The 14,997-nt window shown below is 70.5% G+C and carries 12 protein-coding genes; 9 read left to right on the top strand and 3 right to left on the bottom strand.

From position 1 onward, the window contains the following. Window positions 1-238 precede the first annotated feature (238 nt). The 6 genes from ACTMTI_RS08155 (at window position 239) to ACTMTI_RS08130 (ending at window position 6,680) form a co-directional block, all read left to right on the top strand. Window positions 239-2,575: a DNA translocase FtsK gene (locus ACTMTI_RS08155; protein WP_441119232.1), complete on the top strand. Its 2,337-nt coding sequence runs from the start codon at window positions 239-241 to the stop codon at window positions 2,573-2,575. A 95-nt stretch (window positions 2,576-2,670) separates the two neighbouring features. After that, window positions 2,671-3,429 (top strand): helix-turn-helix domain-containing protein, encoded by a 759-nt coding sequence (locus tag ACTMTI_RS08150; protein ID WP_441119231.1) that lies wholly within the window; start codon window positions 2,671-2,673, stop codon window positions 3,427-3,429. Window positions 3,430-3,564: 135 nt separating this feature from the next. Further along, window positions 3,565-4,974 (top strand): 30S ribosomal protein S12 methylthiotransferase RimO, encoded by a 1,410-nt coding sequence (gene rimO / locus ACTMTI_RS08145; protein ID WP_441119230.1) that lies wholly within the window; start codon window positions 3,565-3,567, stop codon window positions 4,972-4,974. Continuing rightward, window positions 4,971-5,543 (top strand): CDP-diacylglycerol--glycerol-3-phosphate 3-phosphatidyltransferase, encoded by a 573-nt coding sequence (gene pgsA, locus ACTMTI_RS08140; RefSeq protein WP_441119229.1) that lies wholly within the window; start codon window positions 4,971-4,973, stop codon window positions 5,541-5,543. Before rimO ends, pgsA begins: the two co-directional genes overlap by 4 nt. After that, on the top strand, window positions 5,540-6,037 hold the full coding sequence (locus tag ACTMTI_RS08135) for a CinA family protein (RefSeq protein WP_441119227.1): 498 nt from the start codon (window positions 5,540-5,542) through the stop codon (window positions 6,035-6,037). Before pgsA ends, ACTMTI_RS08135 begins: the two co-directional genes overlap by 4 nt. Before the next feature lie 286 nt (window positions 6,038-6,323). Next, window positions 6,324-6,680, top strand: a complete 357-nt coding sequence (locus tag ACTMTI_RS08130; RefSeq protein ID WP_441119541.1) for a helix-turn-helix domain-containing protein — start codon at window positions 6,324-6,326, stop codon at window positions 6,678-6,680. Here ACTMTI_RS08130 and ACTMTI_RS08125 read toward each other — a convergent pair. Beyond that, a complete protein-coding gene (locus ACTMTI_RS08125; RefSeq protein ID WP_441119226.1) occupies window positions 6,677-7,456 on the bottom strand; it encodes a DNA-formamidopyrimidine glycosylase family protein in 780 nt (259 codons plus the stop codon). The two genes, ACTMTI_RS08130 and ACTMTI_RS08125, sit on opposite strands and share 4 nt — an antisense overlap. A 93-nt stretch (window positions 7,457-7,549) precedes the next feature. On the opposite strand from ACTMTI_RS08125, the gene ACTMTI_RS08120 reads away from it, so the two are divergent. Both ACTMTI_RS08120 and ACTMTI_RS08115 read left to right on the top strand, forming a co-directional pair. Further along, window positions 7,550-9,490, top strand: coding sequence for a protein kinase domain-containing protein (locus ACTMTI_RS08120; RefSeq protein WP_441119224.1), 1,941 nt, complete (start codon window positions 7,550-7,552; stop codon window positions 9,488-9,490). Continuing rightward, window positions 9,490-11,451: a serine/threonine-protein kinase gene (locus tag ACTMTI_RS08115; RefSeq protein WP_441119539.1), complete on the top strand. Its 1,962-nt coding sequence runs from the start codon at window positions 9,490-9,492 to the stop codon at window positions 11,449-11,451. The genes ACTMTI_RS08120 and ACTMTI_RS08115 overlap by 1 nt, the downstream gene beginning before the upstream one ends. Before the next feature lie 191 nt (window positions 11,452-11,642). Here the strand turns inward: ACTMTI_RS08115 and ACTMTI_RS08110 are convergent, their stop codons facing one another. Then, on the bottom strand, window positions 11,643-12,092 hold the full coding sequence (locus ACTMTI_RS08110; protein WP_387565158.1) for an RrF2 family transcriptional regulator: 450 nt from the start codon (window positions 12,090-12,092) through the stop codon (window positions 11,643-11,645). 156 nt (window positions 12,093-12,248) lie between these two features. On the opposite strand from ACTMTI_RS08110, the gene ACTMTI_RS08105 reads away from it, so the two are divergent. Then, window positions 12,249-13,427, top strand: coding sequence for an ROK family transcriptional regulator (locus ACTMTI_RS08105; protein WP_441119223.1), 1,179 nt, complete (start codon window positions 12,249-12,251; stop codon window positions 13,425-13,427). Window positions 13,428-13,467: 40 nt separating this feature from the next. Here ACTMTI_RS08105 and ACTMTI_RS08100 read toward each other — a convergent pair whose 3' ends face one another. Then, complete coding sequence (locus ACTMTI_RS08100) at window positions 13,468-14,967, bottom strand: glycoside hydrolase family 3 protein (protein WP_441119221.1); 1,500 nt, start codon at window positions 14,965-14,967, stop codon at window positions 13,468-13,470. Window positions 14,968-14,997: the final 30 nt, after the last annotated feature.

Below are 14,997 nucleotides of genomic sequence, written 5' to 3'. Positions count from 1 at the left end.
TGACGGGCCGTTCGGCGAGCCTCCGCGCACTCCGCGGTGTCTCCGTCGTACCTTTGGCATCATGGCCACCCGTACGCCGAAAAGCGCACCGAAGGGGCCGGCGAAGCGGTCGACCTCGTCTCGCTCGACCCCCGCGAAGCGGACAAGCGCGTCGGCGGGGCGTTCCAAGGCGAGGGGAGCCGCCTCTGGCCGCAAGCCCTCCGTGACACACCAGGATCCGATCAGCTGGGTCTTCACCATGATCGGCAAGTTGATCGTCGGGCTGTGGATGCTGCTCGCGGGCGGCATCGGCAGCATGGCGCGCGCGCTGGGCAAGAACGCCCGCGAGCTGGATCCGGCGCACCGGCGCGACGGGATGGGGCTGACGGTGCTCGCGGGCGCGATCGTGCTCGCGGCGATGACGTGGCGCAACGCCGACGGCGCGGTCTCCGGTGTGGTGAACGCGACCGTGCGCGGCGTGTTCGGCTCGCTGGCGTGGGCGCTGCCGCTGCTGCTCGGGCTGCTGGCCTGGCGCTATCTGCGCCATGCCGACCAGAACGCCGACACCGGGCGCATGGTGATCGGCTGGGCGGCGCTGATGGTCGGCGTGCTGGGCGTCATTCACGTGGCCAACGGCACGCCCTACCCGGCCGGTGAGGGCCAGGGCATGGACAAGGTGTCGGCGGCCGGGGGCATGATCGGTTTCATCGTGTCGGCGCCGCCGATGAGCATCCTGCCGCCGTGGATCACGATCCCGCTGCTGTTGCTGCTGTCCGGGTTCGGGGTGCTGGTGATCACTGCGACGCCCGTGCACCGCATCCCTGAGCGGCTCGGCGAGCTGAAGCACATGCTGTTCGAGCGGCATTCCGAGCCGACGCCGCGCACGCCGGGCAAGAAGCGGGTCAGGACCAAGAAGCCCGAGAGCGGCGAGGGCGTCGAAACGGTCAAACCGTATGACACTCCCGTGCTGGCGGAGAAGCCCGGCGACAAGCGGGCCGACCACTCGCCGGAGATCGTGCCCGGGCTGACGGACGAGGAGGAGACGCCTGCCGCCGACCTTGAGCGCAAGCCGGAGCCGCCGCAGCCGACGCCCGCGCCGCGGAAGGTCGAGCAGCTCGTGCTGTCGCCGCAGGCGGGGCCGTACAGCCTGCCGGACCTGCAGTTCCTCAAGCAGGGCACCCCGCCCAAGCCGCAGACCAAGGCCAACACGACCGTGGTCAACGCGCTGACCAGCGTGCTGGAGCAGTTCACCATCGACGCGCAGGTGATCGGGTTCACCCGGGGGCCGACCGTGACCCGCTACGAGATCGAGCTCGGCCCGGCGGTGAAGGTCGAGAAGGTCACGGCTCTCACGAAGAACATCGCGTACGCCGTCAAGTCCGCAGATGTCAGGATTTTGTCGCCTATTCCGGGTAAGTCGGCGATCGGGGTGGAGATCCCGAACGCCGACAAGGATCTGGTGGCACTGGGTGACGTGCTCCGGGCCCAGGTGGCACAGGCCGACCACCACCCGATGATCGTGGGCCTGGGCAAGGACGTCGAGGGGCGCACGATCGTCGCGAACCTCGCCAAGATGCCCCACCTGCTCATCGCGGGCGCCACCGGCGCCGGCAAGTCGGTCTGCGTCAACGGGCTGATCACCAGCATCCTGATGCGCGCCACGCCGGACGAGGTCCGCATGGTGCTGGTGGACCCCAAGCGGGTCGAGCTCAGCGTGTACGAGGGCATCCCCCACCTCATCACGCCGATCATCACCAACCCGAAGAAGGCCGCCGAGGCCCTCGAATGGGTCGTGGGCGAAATGGACCGGCGCTACGACGACCTGGCCGCGTCGGGGTTCCGGCACGTGGACGAGTTCAACAAGGCCGTGCGGGCGGGCAAGCTCGTGCCGCCGCCCGGCAGCGAGCGGGTCTACCAGCCCTACCCGTACCTGCTGGTGATCGTGGACGAGCTGGCCGACCTGATGATGGTGGCTCCGCGCGACGTCGAGGACTCGATCGTGCGCATCACGCAGCTGGCCCGCGCGGCCGGCATCCACCTGGTGATCGCCACCCAGCGGCCCAGCGTGGACGTGGTCACCGGCCTGATCAAGGCGAACGTGCCGTCCCGGCTGGCGTTCGCCGTCTCCAGCCTCACCGACTCGCGGGTCATCCTCGACCAGCCGGGCGCCGACAAGCTGGTCGGCCAGGGTGACGCGTTGTTCCTGCCGATGGGTGCGAGCAAGCCCATCCGCATCCAGAACGCGTTCGTCTCGGAGAAGGAGATCGCCGAGATCGTCACGTACTGCAAGGCGCAGATGCAGGCCGAATACCGCGAGGACGTGGCCGCGGCGCCGGTCAAGCGGGAGATCGACGAGGACATCGGCGACGACCTCGACCTGCTGATCCAGGCCGCCGAGCTGATCGTCACCACCCAGTTCGGCTCGACCTCGATGCTGCAGCGCAAGCTCCGGGTCGGCTTCGCGAAGGCGGGGCGGTTGATGGACCTGCTCGAGAGCCGCAACGTGGTCGGTCCGAGCGAGGGTTCCAAGGCTCGGGAGGTGCTGGTCAAACCGGATGATCTGCCCGGTTTGCTGGCCGACCTGCGTGGCGAATGACCCCAATGCATGCCTGCACGGCGATAACTGGTTGAATATGAACCACTACGCAACGTCGTGGTGGAGAGTCCAGACGCCATGGGGAGGCGTTCTTCGTGCAGGAGCAAAGCATCGGAGCCATGCTGGCGGCAGCCAGGCAGTCGGCCGGGTTGTCGGTCACGGAGGTCAGCGCGGCCACCCGAATTCGCGAGTCGATCATCCAGAGTTTGGAGCAGGACGACTACGATCAGTGCGGCGGTGACTTCTACGCCAGGGGGCACGTCAAGGCCGTGGCCAGGGCCGTCGGGCTCGATCCCGAGGCCGTCGTCCACATGTATGACCAGCAGCACGGCGGGGCGCCGCTGCCGGTGCGGGCCGCGTCGGTGTTCCAGGCCGACCGCAGGATCAAGATGCCGGAGCGCCGGGGGCTCAACTGGACGACGGCGCTCGGGGTGGCGCTGGCGATCGTCGTGGTGTTCGGCATGATCCGGGTGCTGGGCGGGGCGAACGACCAGGCGCGGATGGGCGAGTTGCAGCGGGCCCGGCCGAGCGTGCCGCCCAACACGCCGATCACCGAGACGCCCGGGCCGTCACGCGGCGCGAAAGGGTTTGTGACGGTCCAGATGACGGCCAAGCGATCGTCGTACGTCAACGTGCGCGACGCCAAGGGCCGCCGGTTGTTCTCGGGGACGTTGAAGGCGGGGGAGACCTCCACGTGGCAGGCGCCTGGGCGGGTCGAGGTGATGCTCAGCGACGCCGATGCGGTGTCGGTGCTGGTCAACGGCAGGAAGATGGAGCGTCTCGGCAACCCGGGGCAGACGGTGCGGTTCTCGTTCAAGGCGCGGACGCCGCAGCCCCGGCAGGGCTCGCGGTAGTGACCTGCGGGGCGCGTGCCCCCCGCATTCCCCCCAAAATACGCGGAAGAGGCGTTTTGCCCCCGCGGGGAGCCACCTCCCTGCCGGGGGCAGTGCATCAGGTGGTGGCCAACTCCCGATACCGTAGTGTTCACCATGTCATCCCGCCGAACCGCATCGCTGATCACTCTGGGCTGCGCGCGCAACGAGGTCGACTCCGAGGAGCTGGCCGCGCGACTTGAGGCTGCCGGCTGGCAGCTGGACGACGACGCCCCAGACGTCGTCGTCGTCAACACGTGTGGCTTCATCGACTCGGCCAAGAAGGACTCCATCGACACGCTGCTGGCCGCCGCTGACTCCGGCGCGAAGGTGGTGGCCGCGGGCTGCATGGCCGAGCGCTACGGCAACGAGCTGGCCGAGGCGCTGCCGGAGGCCAGCGCGGTCGTCTCCTTCGACGACTACGCCGAGATCGGCGGCCGCCTCGACGACGTGCTCGCGGGCCGTCCGCTCAAGCCCCACACCCCACGCGACCGCCGCACTCTGCTGCCCATCTCGCCAGTGGATCGTGCCAGCGCCCCCAAGGCCAACATCCCCGGCCACGGCGACCTGCCCGACGGGCTGGCGCCCGCCAGCGGCCCGCGCGTGCTGCGCAAGCGGCTCGACGAGAGCCCGGTGGCCTCGCTCAAGCTGGCCTCGGGCTGTGACCGGCGCTGCACGTTCTGCGCCATCCCGGCCTTCCGCGGCTCCTACGTTTCGCGCCGCCCCGACGAACTGCTGGCCGAGGCCGACTGGCTGGCCCACAGGGGCGTGCGCGAGATCGTCCTCGTCAGCGAAAACTCCACCTCCTATGGCAAGGACCTGGGCGACCTGCGGGCTTTGGAGAAGCTGCTGCCCGAGCTCGCCGCCGTCGAGGGCGTCGAGCGGGTGCGGGTCAGCTACCTGCAGCCCGCCGAGCTGCGTCCGGGCCTGATCGACGTGATCACCGGCACCGAGGGCGTGGCCCCCTACTTCGACCTGTCCTTCCAGCACGCCAGCGGTGGCGTGCTGCGCCGGATGCGCCGCTTCGGCGACCCCGAGCGCTTCCTGGGGCTGCTGGAGGCCGTCCGCGAGCGCGCCCCCGAGGCGGGTGTGCGCTCCAACTTCATCGTGGGCTTCCCCGGCGAGACCGAGGAGGAGTTCGGCGAGCTGGTCGGCTTCCTGGAGGAGGCCAGGCTCGACGTCATCGGCGTGTTCGGCTATTCCGACGAGGACGGCACCGAGGCGGCCGGCATGCCGGGCAAACTCACCCAGGACGTCATCGACGAGCGCGTGCGGATGCTCACCGAGCTGGCCGAGGAGCTGACCGCCCAGCGGGCGGAGGAGCGCATCGGCACCGAGGTCGACGTGCTGATCGACGACGATCTCGGCGACGGCGGCTACGAGGGCCGGGCCGCGCACCAGGGGCCCGAGGTCGACGGCTCGGTCACGGTCCAGGGCATCGGCCTGGTCAAAGGGCAGATCGTGCGCGCGGTCGTGGTCGACGCCGAGGGGGTCGATCTGATCGCGCGGATCAAGGCCGGTCCATGAAAAGGGACGAGCGCCGCGTAGTAAGTCCGTGGAACATCGCCAACGTCCTCACGGTCCTCCGGTTGGCGCTCGTCCCCTTCTTCGTTGTCTGCCTCTTCCTGCCGGGCTCGGGCTGGCGGGTGGCCGCGCTGGTGGTGTTCGCGGTGGCCTCGATCACCGACCACCTCGACGGCGAGCTGGCCAGGCGCTACGGCCTGATCACCGACTTCGGCAAGATCGCCGATCCGATCGCGGACAAGGCCCTCATCGGCGCGGCGCTGGTGAGCCTGTCGATCCTGGGCGAACTGCAGTGGTGGATCACGATCCTGATCCTCGGCCGGGAGCTCGGCATCACGGTGCTCAGGTTCATGTTGCTGCGGCACGCGGTCATCCCGGCCAGCTACGGCGGCAAGGTCAAGACCGTGCTGCAGATCGCCGCGATCGTGCTCTATCTCCTGCCGTGGGTGCCGGAGATCGTCCAATTGGTGGTGATGGGGGCGGCGCTGGTCGTCACCCTGGGCACCGGAGTCGACTACGTGATCCGGGCCATCAGGCTGCGCAAGGTGGCCGAGCAGGCGCGCGGGGAGTGATCACGGTGGAGGTGGCGCAGGTGCTGTCCATGCTGGTACGCCAGGCCGCCACGGTGGCGGTGGCCGAGTCCCTGACCGGCGGGCTCATCGGGGCCGCGTTCACGACGGTGTCGGGGTCCTCGAAGGCGTTCAGGGGCGGGGTGATCGCCTACGCCACCGACGTCAAGCGAGACCTCCTGGGCGTGCCGGAGGGCCTGCTGCGGCGTGAGGGGGCCGTACACCCGGACGTGGCCGCGGCGATGGCCACGGGGGTCGCGCGGCTGTGCGGGGCCACGTACGGGCTGGCCGTGACGGGCGTGGCCGGGCCTGAGCCGCAGGACGGCAAGCCGGTCGGCACCGTGCACGCGGCCGTTTCCGGGCCTGGTGGGCAGATTTGGGCGCGAGAATTGAGACTAAACGGGTCGCGCGAACGTATCAGGGTAGAGACGGTGGACGAGGCTATTGATCTCCTAGCACGTGTGCTGAAGGCGAACAAAGGGGAACATTCCGGGTGATTACCGTGTTACGTCCCGAGCGAACATCCGGTATGCGGTCTGACGCGGTGTCGGTGGATACGGGTACGGTGGAGCTGTGAGTGAGGTCCGTGAGCCAACTGCAAGCACCGATCGCCCGGCAGGCGGGCCTGATGAGTCGCGCAACGAGCCACGAGCGGCGGTCCAGGGCCGGCGACGCCCAATGATGACGGCGAGGAGTATGTACGAAGCGAAGAAGACCAATGTGCGGCACGATCCGATCGCGCGGGGCGTGGTGAAGACATCCGCGCCGGGGAGGGAGCGACAGATGATTCTGCTGCGTCAGCTGCTCGGCGATGTGCTGAGGCGGTTGCGGGTCCGGCAGGGGCGCACGCTACGTGAGGTGTCCACGCTTGCCCGTGTTTCGCTCGGTTACTTGTCCGAGGTGGAGCGGGGCCAGAAAGAGGCCTCGTCCGAGCTGCTCGCGTCCATTTGCGGTGCGCTCGGAGTGCCGCTTTCACAGGTGTTGCGTGAGGTTTCCGACCAGTTCGCGCTGGCGGAGCTCCAGGCCGCTCCTGTGCTTGCCGACGTGCCCGAGCACGAACGCCTGCCTCTTGCCGAAACGGTTCCCGGATCGATTTCCGAATCCGTGTTCCCTGAAGTCAAGGACATGGTGGCTGCCTAACGCGGCTGGCAGCCGGCACACCACAGGATCAGCCGTTCCTGTGGCTGCATCCCCATCTCCCCACGGCTGATGCGGGTGCCGCAGCGGCGACAGGGCTTCCCCGCCCTGCCATAGACCCAGGTCTGGTTCGCCGGGCGGCGATCACCTGTAGTCACCGTGCCCGCGTGCGCCTTGTTGGCTTCCAGAAGCCGCTGGGCCAATGACACGAGCCCGCTGAGATCCTCGATCTCCCCGACCCTCCGCCACGGCCAGATCCCCCGCAGGAACAGGGTCTCGGCGCGATAGATCGTGCCGATCCCCGCCAGGTTGCGCTGATCGAGCAGTGCCTCCCCGATGGTCCTGCCGGGAGCCTCTCGCAGCCTCCGCACGGCCTCGTCCGGGTCCCAGTCCGGCCCCAGCAGATCCGGCCCCAGGTGGCCGACCAGGCGCGCCTCGTCGCCGGTCCTGACCAGATCCACCATCCCGAGCCTGACGCCCATCGCCTGCCACTGCCGGTTGGCCAGGATCAGCCTGACCCGGTCGCCTGGCGGGATGCGCCGGCCCGCCGGCACCACCTGCCAGCTGCCGTCCATCCGGAGGTGGGTGTGCACGGTCAGGTCGCCCTCGACGCGGGTGAGCAGATGCTTGCCCCGCGAGAGTGTGGTGAGCACCTCCCGCCCGGTCAGGTCCGCGGTGGCGTGCCGGGGGACGCGGAAGTCCGACGCGGTGAGCACGCGCCCATCCAGCGCCTCTCGCAGCCGCGCGGCCGTGCGGTAGACGGCGTCTCCTTCAGGCACTCCTCCAGTCTAGGAATCGAAGTCGTGCGTGCCGGCGGCGGCGATGATGATAATGAGATCGAGGAGTAGACCTGGCGGAGGGCTGACCACGGCATGCCGGAGATCACGGGTTTACGCGGGGACGATCCTGCCGAGATCGCGGGCTACCGCTTGACGGGGCGGCTGGGCGACGGTGTGTTCGCCGGGCGGTCGCCGTCGGGGGAGCCGGTGGTGGTCAGGCTGCTGCCGGCTGAGCTGGACCCCGAGCCGTTCCTGCACGCGATCGAGCCCCTGCGCGGACTGTCCGTGGTGAGCACGGCGCAGATCCTGGCGTCGGGCGAGCGGGACGACCAGGCGTACGTCGTCACCGAATTCGTCGACGGCCCCACGCTGGAGGAGATCGGCGGGACGCTGGACGGCGTGGCGCTCTACCGGCTGGCGGCGGGCACGATCACCGCGCTGGTGGCGATCCACCAGGCGGGGCTCGTCCACGGCGACATCCGGCCCGGCAACGTGCTGCTCGGGCCCGACGGACCGCGGGTGATCGACCTGGGGCTGGAGCGGGCCATCGCGGGCGCCGCGATCGCCACCCGCAAGGTCGCCGTACCTGCCTACACCGCGCCCGAACGCCTGCGCGGCGCCGCCGCGGAGCCTCCTTCGGATGTCTTCTCCTGGGCGGCGACCATGGTGTTCGCGGTCAGCGGGACCTCGCCGTTCGCCGGCGGCTCGATGGGAGCGACCGTCGATCGCATCGTCAACGGCGAGCCGGCCCTGCCCGACCTGGGGGAGTTACACGACCTGCTCGCCGCGTGCCTGGCCAAGGACCCGGCCGGGCGGCCTCCGGCGAGCGAGGTGCTCCTGCGGCTGGTCGGGCAGACGGCGTTCCTGACGGGGCGGCTGCCGTACATGACGGGGGAGACGCCGTCTCCGCCAGAGCAGGTGGGACCGGGGGACACGACTCCGCCGCCGGTCAGGAGGCCGCTCATGGTCCCTGTGGCGGCCGCGTTCCTCGCCGGCGTGCTGGTCTCGGGCGTGGGCGTGTACGCCGTGGTCGACGCCCGTACACCTGCCAAGACCGCCGCGGCCACCACCCCAACGTCCACACCCCGCACGCCGCTCACGATCACCCCGTCGGCCGCCGCCGCCCCGATCGAGAGGGTGGCGAAAGCAACAAACAAGACCCCGCTGCCCACGATCGGCGCCACCTTGTTCGAGCATCCCGGCGACCCCATGCGGCTGGCCGCCTACCTGGAGGTCAAAGGGAAGTTCACCAGTTACGTCCGGGACAAGTCAGGCACCTTCAAGGCCGTGGGCATGGCGGAGGAGCCCGTCGTCTCACCCGGGGGCGACTGGGTGGCGCTCAACCCTTGGGCGAAGTTTCAGACCTCCGACATGGACCACATCAAGTTCATCAGGCCTTCCACCGGTGAGACCTTCACCGTCGCCACGGTCAAGAAGCCGAAGCGAACCATGAACCCCGTCTGGTCCAGAGACGGCACCAAACTGCTGCTCTCCGTGATCGAGGACCCGGCCGAAAAGCTGCAGCGGACCAGGGACTTCGTGCTCATCGACCTGCCCGGCAGGAAGGCCACCCACGTGGAGACGGAGTACAGCGACACCGCCACCCTGATCTTCACCTTCACGCCCGACGGCACGATCGCCCGGGGCTTCTGGGACGGCAAGATCTACGGGATCGACCACTACAACACCTCCGGCCAGGTGACCAAGTCCATGCACTGGGTGGGGATGCCGCGCAACCGCGACTGGTTCTCGCCCTCGGGCCGGCAGTTCATCACCGTCTGCCCGAAACAGTCGGCAGACATCTGCGTCTGGGACGCCACGACGGGCGCCAGGCGGGCCACGATCCACCGCCCGACCGACGAGGGCCACCTGATCGGCTGGTTCAACGAGAGCCACATCCTGATGCAGGAGCCGGCCAAGAAGAAGGGCATGGCCGAGATCAGGGTCATCAGTTTCGTCGGCAAGACCGAGCGCGTGCTCGCCGAGGTCAAGCCGCTCCACGGCATGCTCCAGTTCGCCCCCGTGCCACGGTGATGGGACCTCTGCTGGCGGGCGATCCCGCGCAGGTCGGCGGGCACCGCATCCTGGGGCGGCTCGGCGAGGGCGGCCAGGGGCTGGTCTACCTCGCCGAGGCGCCCGGCGGCAGGCGCGTCGCGGTCAAGGTACTCGGGGCGGGGCTCGACGACCCCGACGCGCGGGGACGGTTCCGGCAGGAGATCGAGCTCGCGCGGCGGGTCAAGGCCTTCTGCACGGCACAGGTGCTGGACAGCGGGGAGATCGGCGGCACGCCGTACGTGGTGAGCGAGTTCGTCGACGGCCCCTCCCTGGCTCAGGTCATCCGGGAACGGGGCGCGCTGCGCGGGGCGGAGCTGCGCAGGCTCGCCATCGGGACGCTGACCGCGCTGGCGGCGATCCACCGGGCCGGGGTGGTGCATCGGGACTTCAAGCCCGGCAACGTGCTGCTCAGCAGGGACGGGCCCCGCGTGATCGACTTCGGCATCTCGCGAGCGCTGGAGGAGGCGGAGGTCACCGGGGATTTCCTCGTCGGGACGCCGCCGTACATGGCGCCCGAGCAGTTCGCCGGGCGGCAGGCCGGGCCGCCGGCCGACCTGTTCGCGTGGGCCTCCACCATGATGTCCGCCGCCACGGGGAGCCCGCCGTTCGGGACGGGCGACGTGCCGGCCCTGATCAACCGGATCATGCACGACGAGCCGCGGCTCGCCGGTCTCGACGACGACGAGCTGCACGAGCTGGTGGCCCGGTGCCTGGCCAAGGACCCCGCCACCCGGCCCGCCGCCACCGAGGCGCTGCTGTCGTTGCTCGGCCACCGGGTGCCTGAACGGCGGCTGCTGGCGGAGGGTCAGCAGCTGGCCGCCCCTCCCGGCCGCCCGCTGCCCCCGCTGGGAACGCCCGCAGGAAGGGCGGTCCCGGAGCCCTCCGCAGGCCGCCGGTGGCCGCGTCTGAGGCGCGGGTGGATGCTCGGCGGCGGGGCGCTGCTCATGGCCGCGGCAGTCACGGTGGCCGTGCTGCTGGCCCGGCCCACCCCCGCGCCTCCCGCGCCGCCTGCGGCCGCTGCCTCGCCGCCCGCGCCCCGGCCGGGGCCGCTGGCGCTCACCTCGACGTCCGAGCTGAAGATCCCCGACACGAAGATCACCCTGTACGAGAACCCGGCCGACCCCGTCTGGGTCTCCTCATATCACGACCAGCGCAAGAACGCCGATTTCTCGTCGTACGTACGCGATCCCGCGACGGGAGAGTTCGGCTTCTTCGGAACCTTGCAGGAGCCGCTCGTCTCGCCCGGCGGCGGCTACGTGATATCGCTGCCGGGCACCAGGCTGCGCCGTGCCGACTTCGAGTTCATCAAGCTGCGCGACCGCGTCACCGGACGCGACGAGCAGATCAGGACCGTTGACAAGCCCGCCACACTGCATCGCCCGATGTGGTCCGACGACGGGCGGCGGCTGCTGGCGAGCGTCTACGACCCTGATCAGAAGCCCAGCCGCCTCCTGGGCTTCGCCCTGCTGGACCCCGTCACCCGGTCGTTCAAGGTCGTCAAGGCGGACGACGGCGGCGCGGGCGCGTACGTGTGGGGCTCTGACGGCGCGAGCGTGTTGCACGGGGCGCCAGGCGGCGCGGTACGGGTGCTCGGCCTCGACGGGCGCCTGTTGCGGACGTTCTCCGGCGTCGGCGAACTGCTGGAAGTCAGCGTGGCGCACACCTCGATAGGCACGGTCTTTGCTACAACATGTCCGGATAATGGTGGAAATATCTGCTTGTGGGATGAGGCCAGCGGCGGCAAGAAAGGCGTCATCCCCCTTCCCAAAGGGCGGGGCTTCCACGGCTGGCTCGATGGGAGCCACTTCCTCGCCACCGTGCGCCGCGGCGGCAACACCGACGTGGTCTTGATGGATCGGCGCGGGCGGGTGGCGCGGAAACTGGCGGACGGGCCGTCGACCGAGATCGATCGGGTTGCGCTCTGGTTCACGCGGAAGTGACCCACTCCTCCACGAGGGCGCAGAGCCGGCCCAGTTTCCCTTGCGCGCGCTTCGCGGTCGCCGGTCGTGAGGAGGTCGATCCGCGGTCTCGTGTATGCCGGGTTGACCAGCGTCGAGATGCGCGAGGCGGCCGGCTGCGAAACGCCGCGCTGGGTCGGGCGGGCGTGCTCTGCGGGACGTACACGCGGGGTTCAGTCCCAGGCGGCGGGGTCGGCGGCGAGCTGGCGGACGCGCTCGGGGAGCGCCCCCGAGGCGACCTGCTCGAGCGTGACCTCCTCAAGGATGGCCCGCTCGGTCGCCCGCAGCGCGATCCACACCTGCTGCAACGACTCCGCAGGACCCCGATAGCCGACATGCTCCGGCCGCTCGCCGCGTACGTTGGCCAGCGGGCCGTCCACAGCCCTGATCACGTCCGCCAGGGAGATGTCGGCGGCGGGCCTGGCCAGCACATAGCCGCCCTCGGGCCCCCGCTGCCCGCGCACGAGACCGGCGCGGCGCATCTGCAGGAGGATGTTCTCCAGGTATTTGGGGGGCATGTCCTGCTCCTTGGCGAGCTCGCCCACGGTAGTCGGGCCGGCACCGGCTGCGGCGAGTTCGGCTGCGGCGCGGAGGGCGTAGTCGACACGAGCGGAAAGGCGCATGTTTTCGATTATCCCTCCTGGTCAACACTGGTTACGCGCAAGGTCGTCAGATAAGGCAGGAGATCGGGATCCAGCAGGCGCTCGGCAGCGGTCGCACGCCAAGGCTGGAGCGCTAAACTTCCAACAACCTTTTCGATATTGACGGTGGGATTCAGCGTGGAGCGACGCCCTGGTGTGCCCAGACTGCTCAGGGAGATCAATGATCGGGCTGCGCTGGAGCTACTGCTGGCCACAGGCCCGATGACGCGCGGTCAGATCGGCGATCTGACCGGCCTGTCCAAGGTCACGGCCTCGCAGACGCTGGCCAGGCTGGAGGAGCGCGGCCTGGTCGAGGTGGTCGGCACTCAGGTCGGCGGACGCGGGCCCAACGCGGCCCTCTACTCCGTGATCCCCTCCAGCGCGTACGTGGCCGGCCTCGAGGTCGGGCCCGAGCTGATCTCCACGGCGATCGCCGACATCAACGGCCGCACCATCGCGGAGATCACGGTCGATCCCAACGGCCACGGCGACCCGGTTTCCGCGGTCCACGGCGCGATCGTCAAAGCCTGCCGCAGCGCCAAGATCAGCCTGTCCAAGCTGCGGGGGGTCGTGATCGGCACCCCGGGTGTGGTGGATCCGCGCAGCGGCGACGTACGCTTCTCCTTCGACCTGCCCGGCTGGCACGAGGGCATCCACGAGGCCCTGGCCGGCGACCTGCGGCGGGAGGTGACGATCGAGAACGACGTCAACCTCGCCGCCCTCGCCGAGCGCGCCGACGGGGCCGCCAAAGGGCTCGACGACTTCGTGCTCCTGTGGTCGAGCCGCGGCCTGGGCATGGCCGTCATGCTCGGCGGCAAGCTGCACAGGGGGCGTTCTGGCAGCGCGGGCGAGATCGGCTACCTGCCGGTGCCCGGCGTGCCGCTGCCCGAGGACATCCGCACCCTGCCGGGGCGGCTGCCCTCGCTGGCGGGCGGCCTGCAGTCGCTCGTCAGCGCCGAGGCGGTGGTCGAGCTGGCGCGTGGATACGGCTTCGCGGCCGAGAGCGCGAGCGAGTGCGTCAAGGTCGCGGTGGGCGCGGGGGCGGCGGGCGAGGCGCTGCTGGACGAGGTCGCGCACCGCCTGGCCCTGGGAGTCGCGGCCGTCTGCGTGATCCTCGATCCCGGGCTGGTGGTGCTGGGGGGCGAGGTCGGGCACGCGGGCGGGCGGGAGCTCACCTCTCGCGTGGAGGAGGCGGTCGCCAGGATCTGCCCGGTGCGGCCGCAGGTGACCACCAGCACGGTGGAGGGTAACCAGGTGTTGCGGGGTGCGGTGCTGGCCGCGCTCCAGCAGGCGCGCGAGGAGATCTTCAGCACCTGACGGCTACGTCGACCGCTTCACCTGACCGCGCGGCGGCCCCCTACGCCGGGTGCTTCGGCGACCGCTCAAGGGGCCGGGCGGCGACCGCCACCGCGCGGTCCGGCTGAGTCAGCAGCTCCATCGCGGCCTGCGCATTGGCCCGGGCGGCACCGTACGTGGCCAGGTAGGCCGCGCTGTCCGGCCGCCAGATGGGCAGCCCCATCTCGACGACGATCGCGTCCGGCCGGGTGGCAACCAGGGCGGAGACCAGTGCCCGGCTCTCGGGGTGCCGGTGCGCGTCCTTGACCACCACCACCAGCGACCGGTTCCTGGCGCGGTTCAGGAGCTGCTCGGCGTCGGCCGCGGCCGGCGCGACGCGGACGACCTCGCTCCCGGGCAGCCACGGCGCAATGCCCCACGGGACCTCGCCCACCGCGATCGTCGGAGGCGTGTCGACCTCCACCACCAGCGGATCGATCAGCGGGGACGGGGAGCCGTCGAGCCTGACCGCGCGCCTGGCGGCGGCCAGCCCGATGCTCGCGGGATCGTCCGCGGTGCCCGTCCCCGAGCCGGCCCAGGCACGCAGCCGCTCGGTACGGGCCGCCGCCTCCTCCAGGCGAGCCCGCGACAGCCGCCCGTCGCCGACGGCGGCCATGATCTCGGCCATGATCTGCCGTATCTCGTCGTAGCCCGGCTTCGGCCCCAAGCAGAGCAGGTCGGCTCCGGCCGCAAGGGACAGCACGGCCCCACGGGCCAGCCCGACCCCGTCGCTGATCGCCTGCATGTCGAGCGCGTCGGTGACCACCACGCCGTCGTAACCGAGCTCGCCGCGCAGCAGTCCGGTGATCGCGGCGGGGCTCAGCGTGGCCGGCTGGTCGCCGGTCAGCGCGGGCACGGCGACGTGCGCGGTCATGATGGAGCGCGCGCCCGCCTCGATGGCCGCACGGAAGGGGACCAGCTCCCTGGAACGCAGCACGTCCAGGGTGACGTCCACGACCGGGATGGCCAGGTGGGAGTCCACCGTGGTGGCGCCGTGGCCGGGGAAGTGCTTGACGCAGGCGGCCACGCCGGCCGACTGCAGCCCCTGGACGGCGGCCACCGTGTGCCGGGCGACCAGCTCGGTGTCGTCGCCGAACGCCCTGGTGCCGATCACCGGGTTGTCCTCGGCGGTGTTGACGTCGGCGGCCGGCGCCATGTCGAGGTTGACGCCGGCGGCCACCAGCTCGGCGCCGATGGCCCGGTAGATCCGGCGTGTCAGGTCCACGTCGTCCACGGCGCCGAGCGCCGCGTTCCCCGGATAAGGGCTGCCGACGTGGTAGGCGAGCCTGGTGACGTCGCCGCCCTCCTCGTCCAGGGAGATGACGGGGTCGCCGGCCGCGCGCAGCGCCGCCGTCAGCCCGGCTACCTCGGCGGGCTCGGCGACGTTGAAGCCGAACAGCGTGACGCCGCCGAGGCCGCCCTCCAGCTCTCTCAGGACCCAGTCGGGCGCGGTCGTACCGTCGAAGGCGACGAGCAGTGTGCCGGCCGCGAGACGGCGCAGCCCCCGATCACTCTGACTCATGGCTCCTCATCATGTTCATGGCAGGTCGGG

Origin of the sequence: Nonomuraea sp. H19, from assembly GCF_052068215.1 — a bacterium.
In the GTDB taxonomy this organism is placed as follows: domain Bacteria; phylum Actinomycetota; class Actinomycetes; order Streptosporangiales; family Streptosporangiaceae; genus Nonomuraea.
The sequence above is the reverse complement of the archived record's forward strand: the minus strand, read 5'-3'. Positions and strand labels throughout refer to the sequence as shown.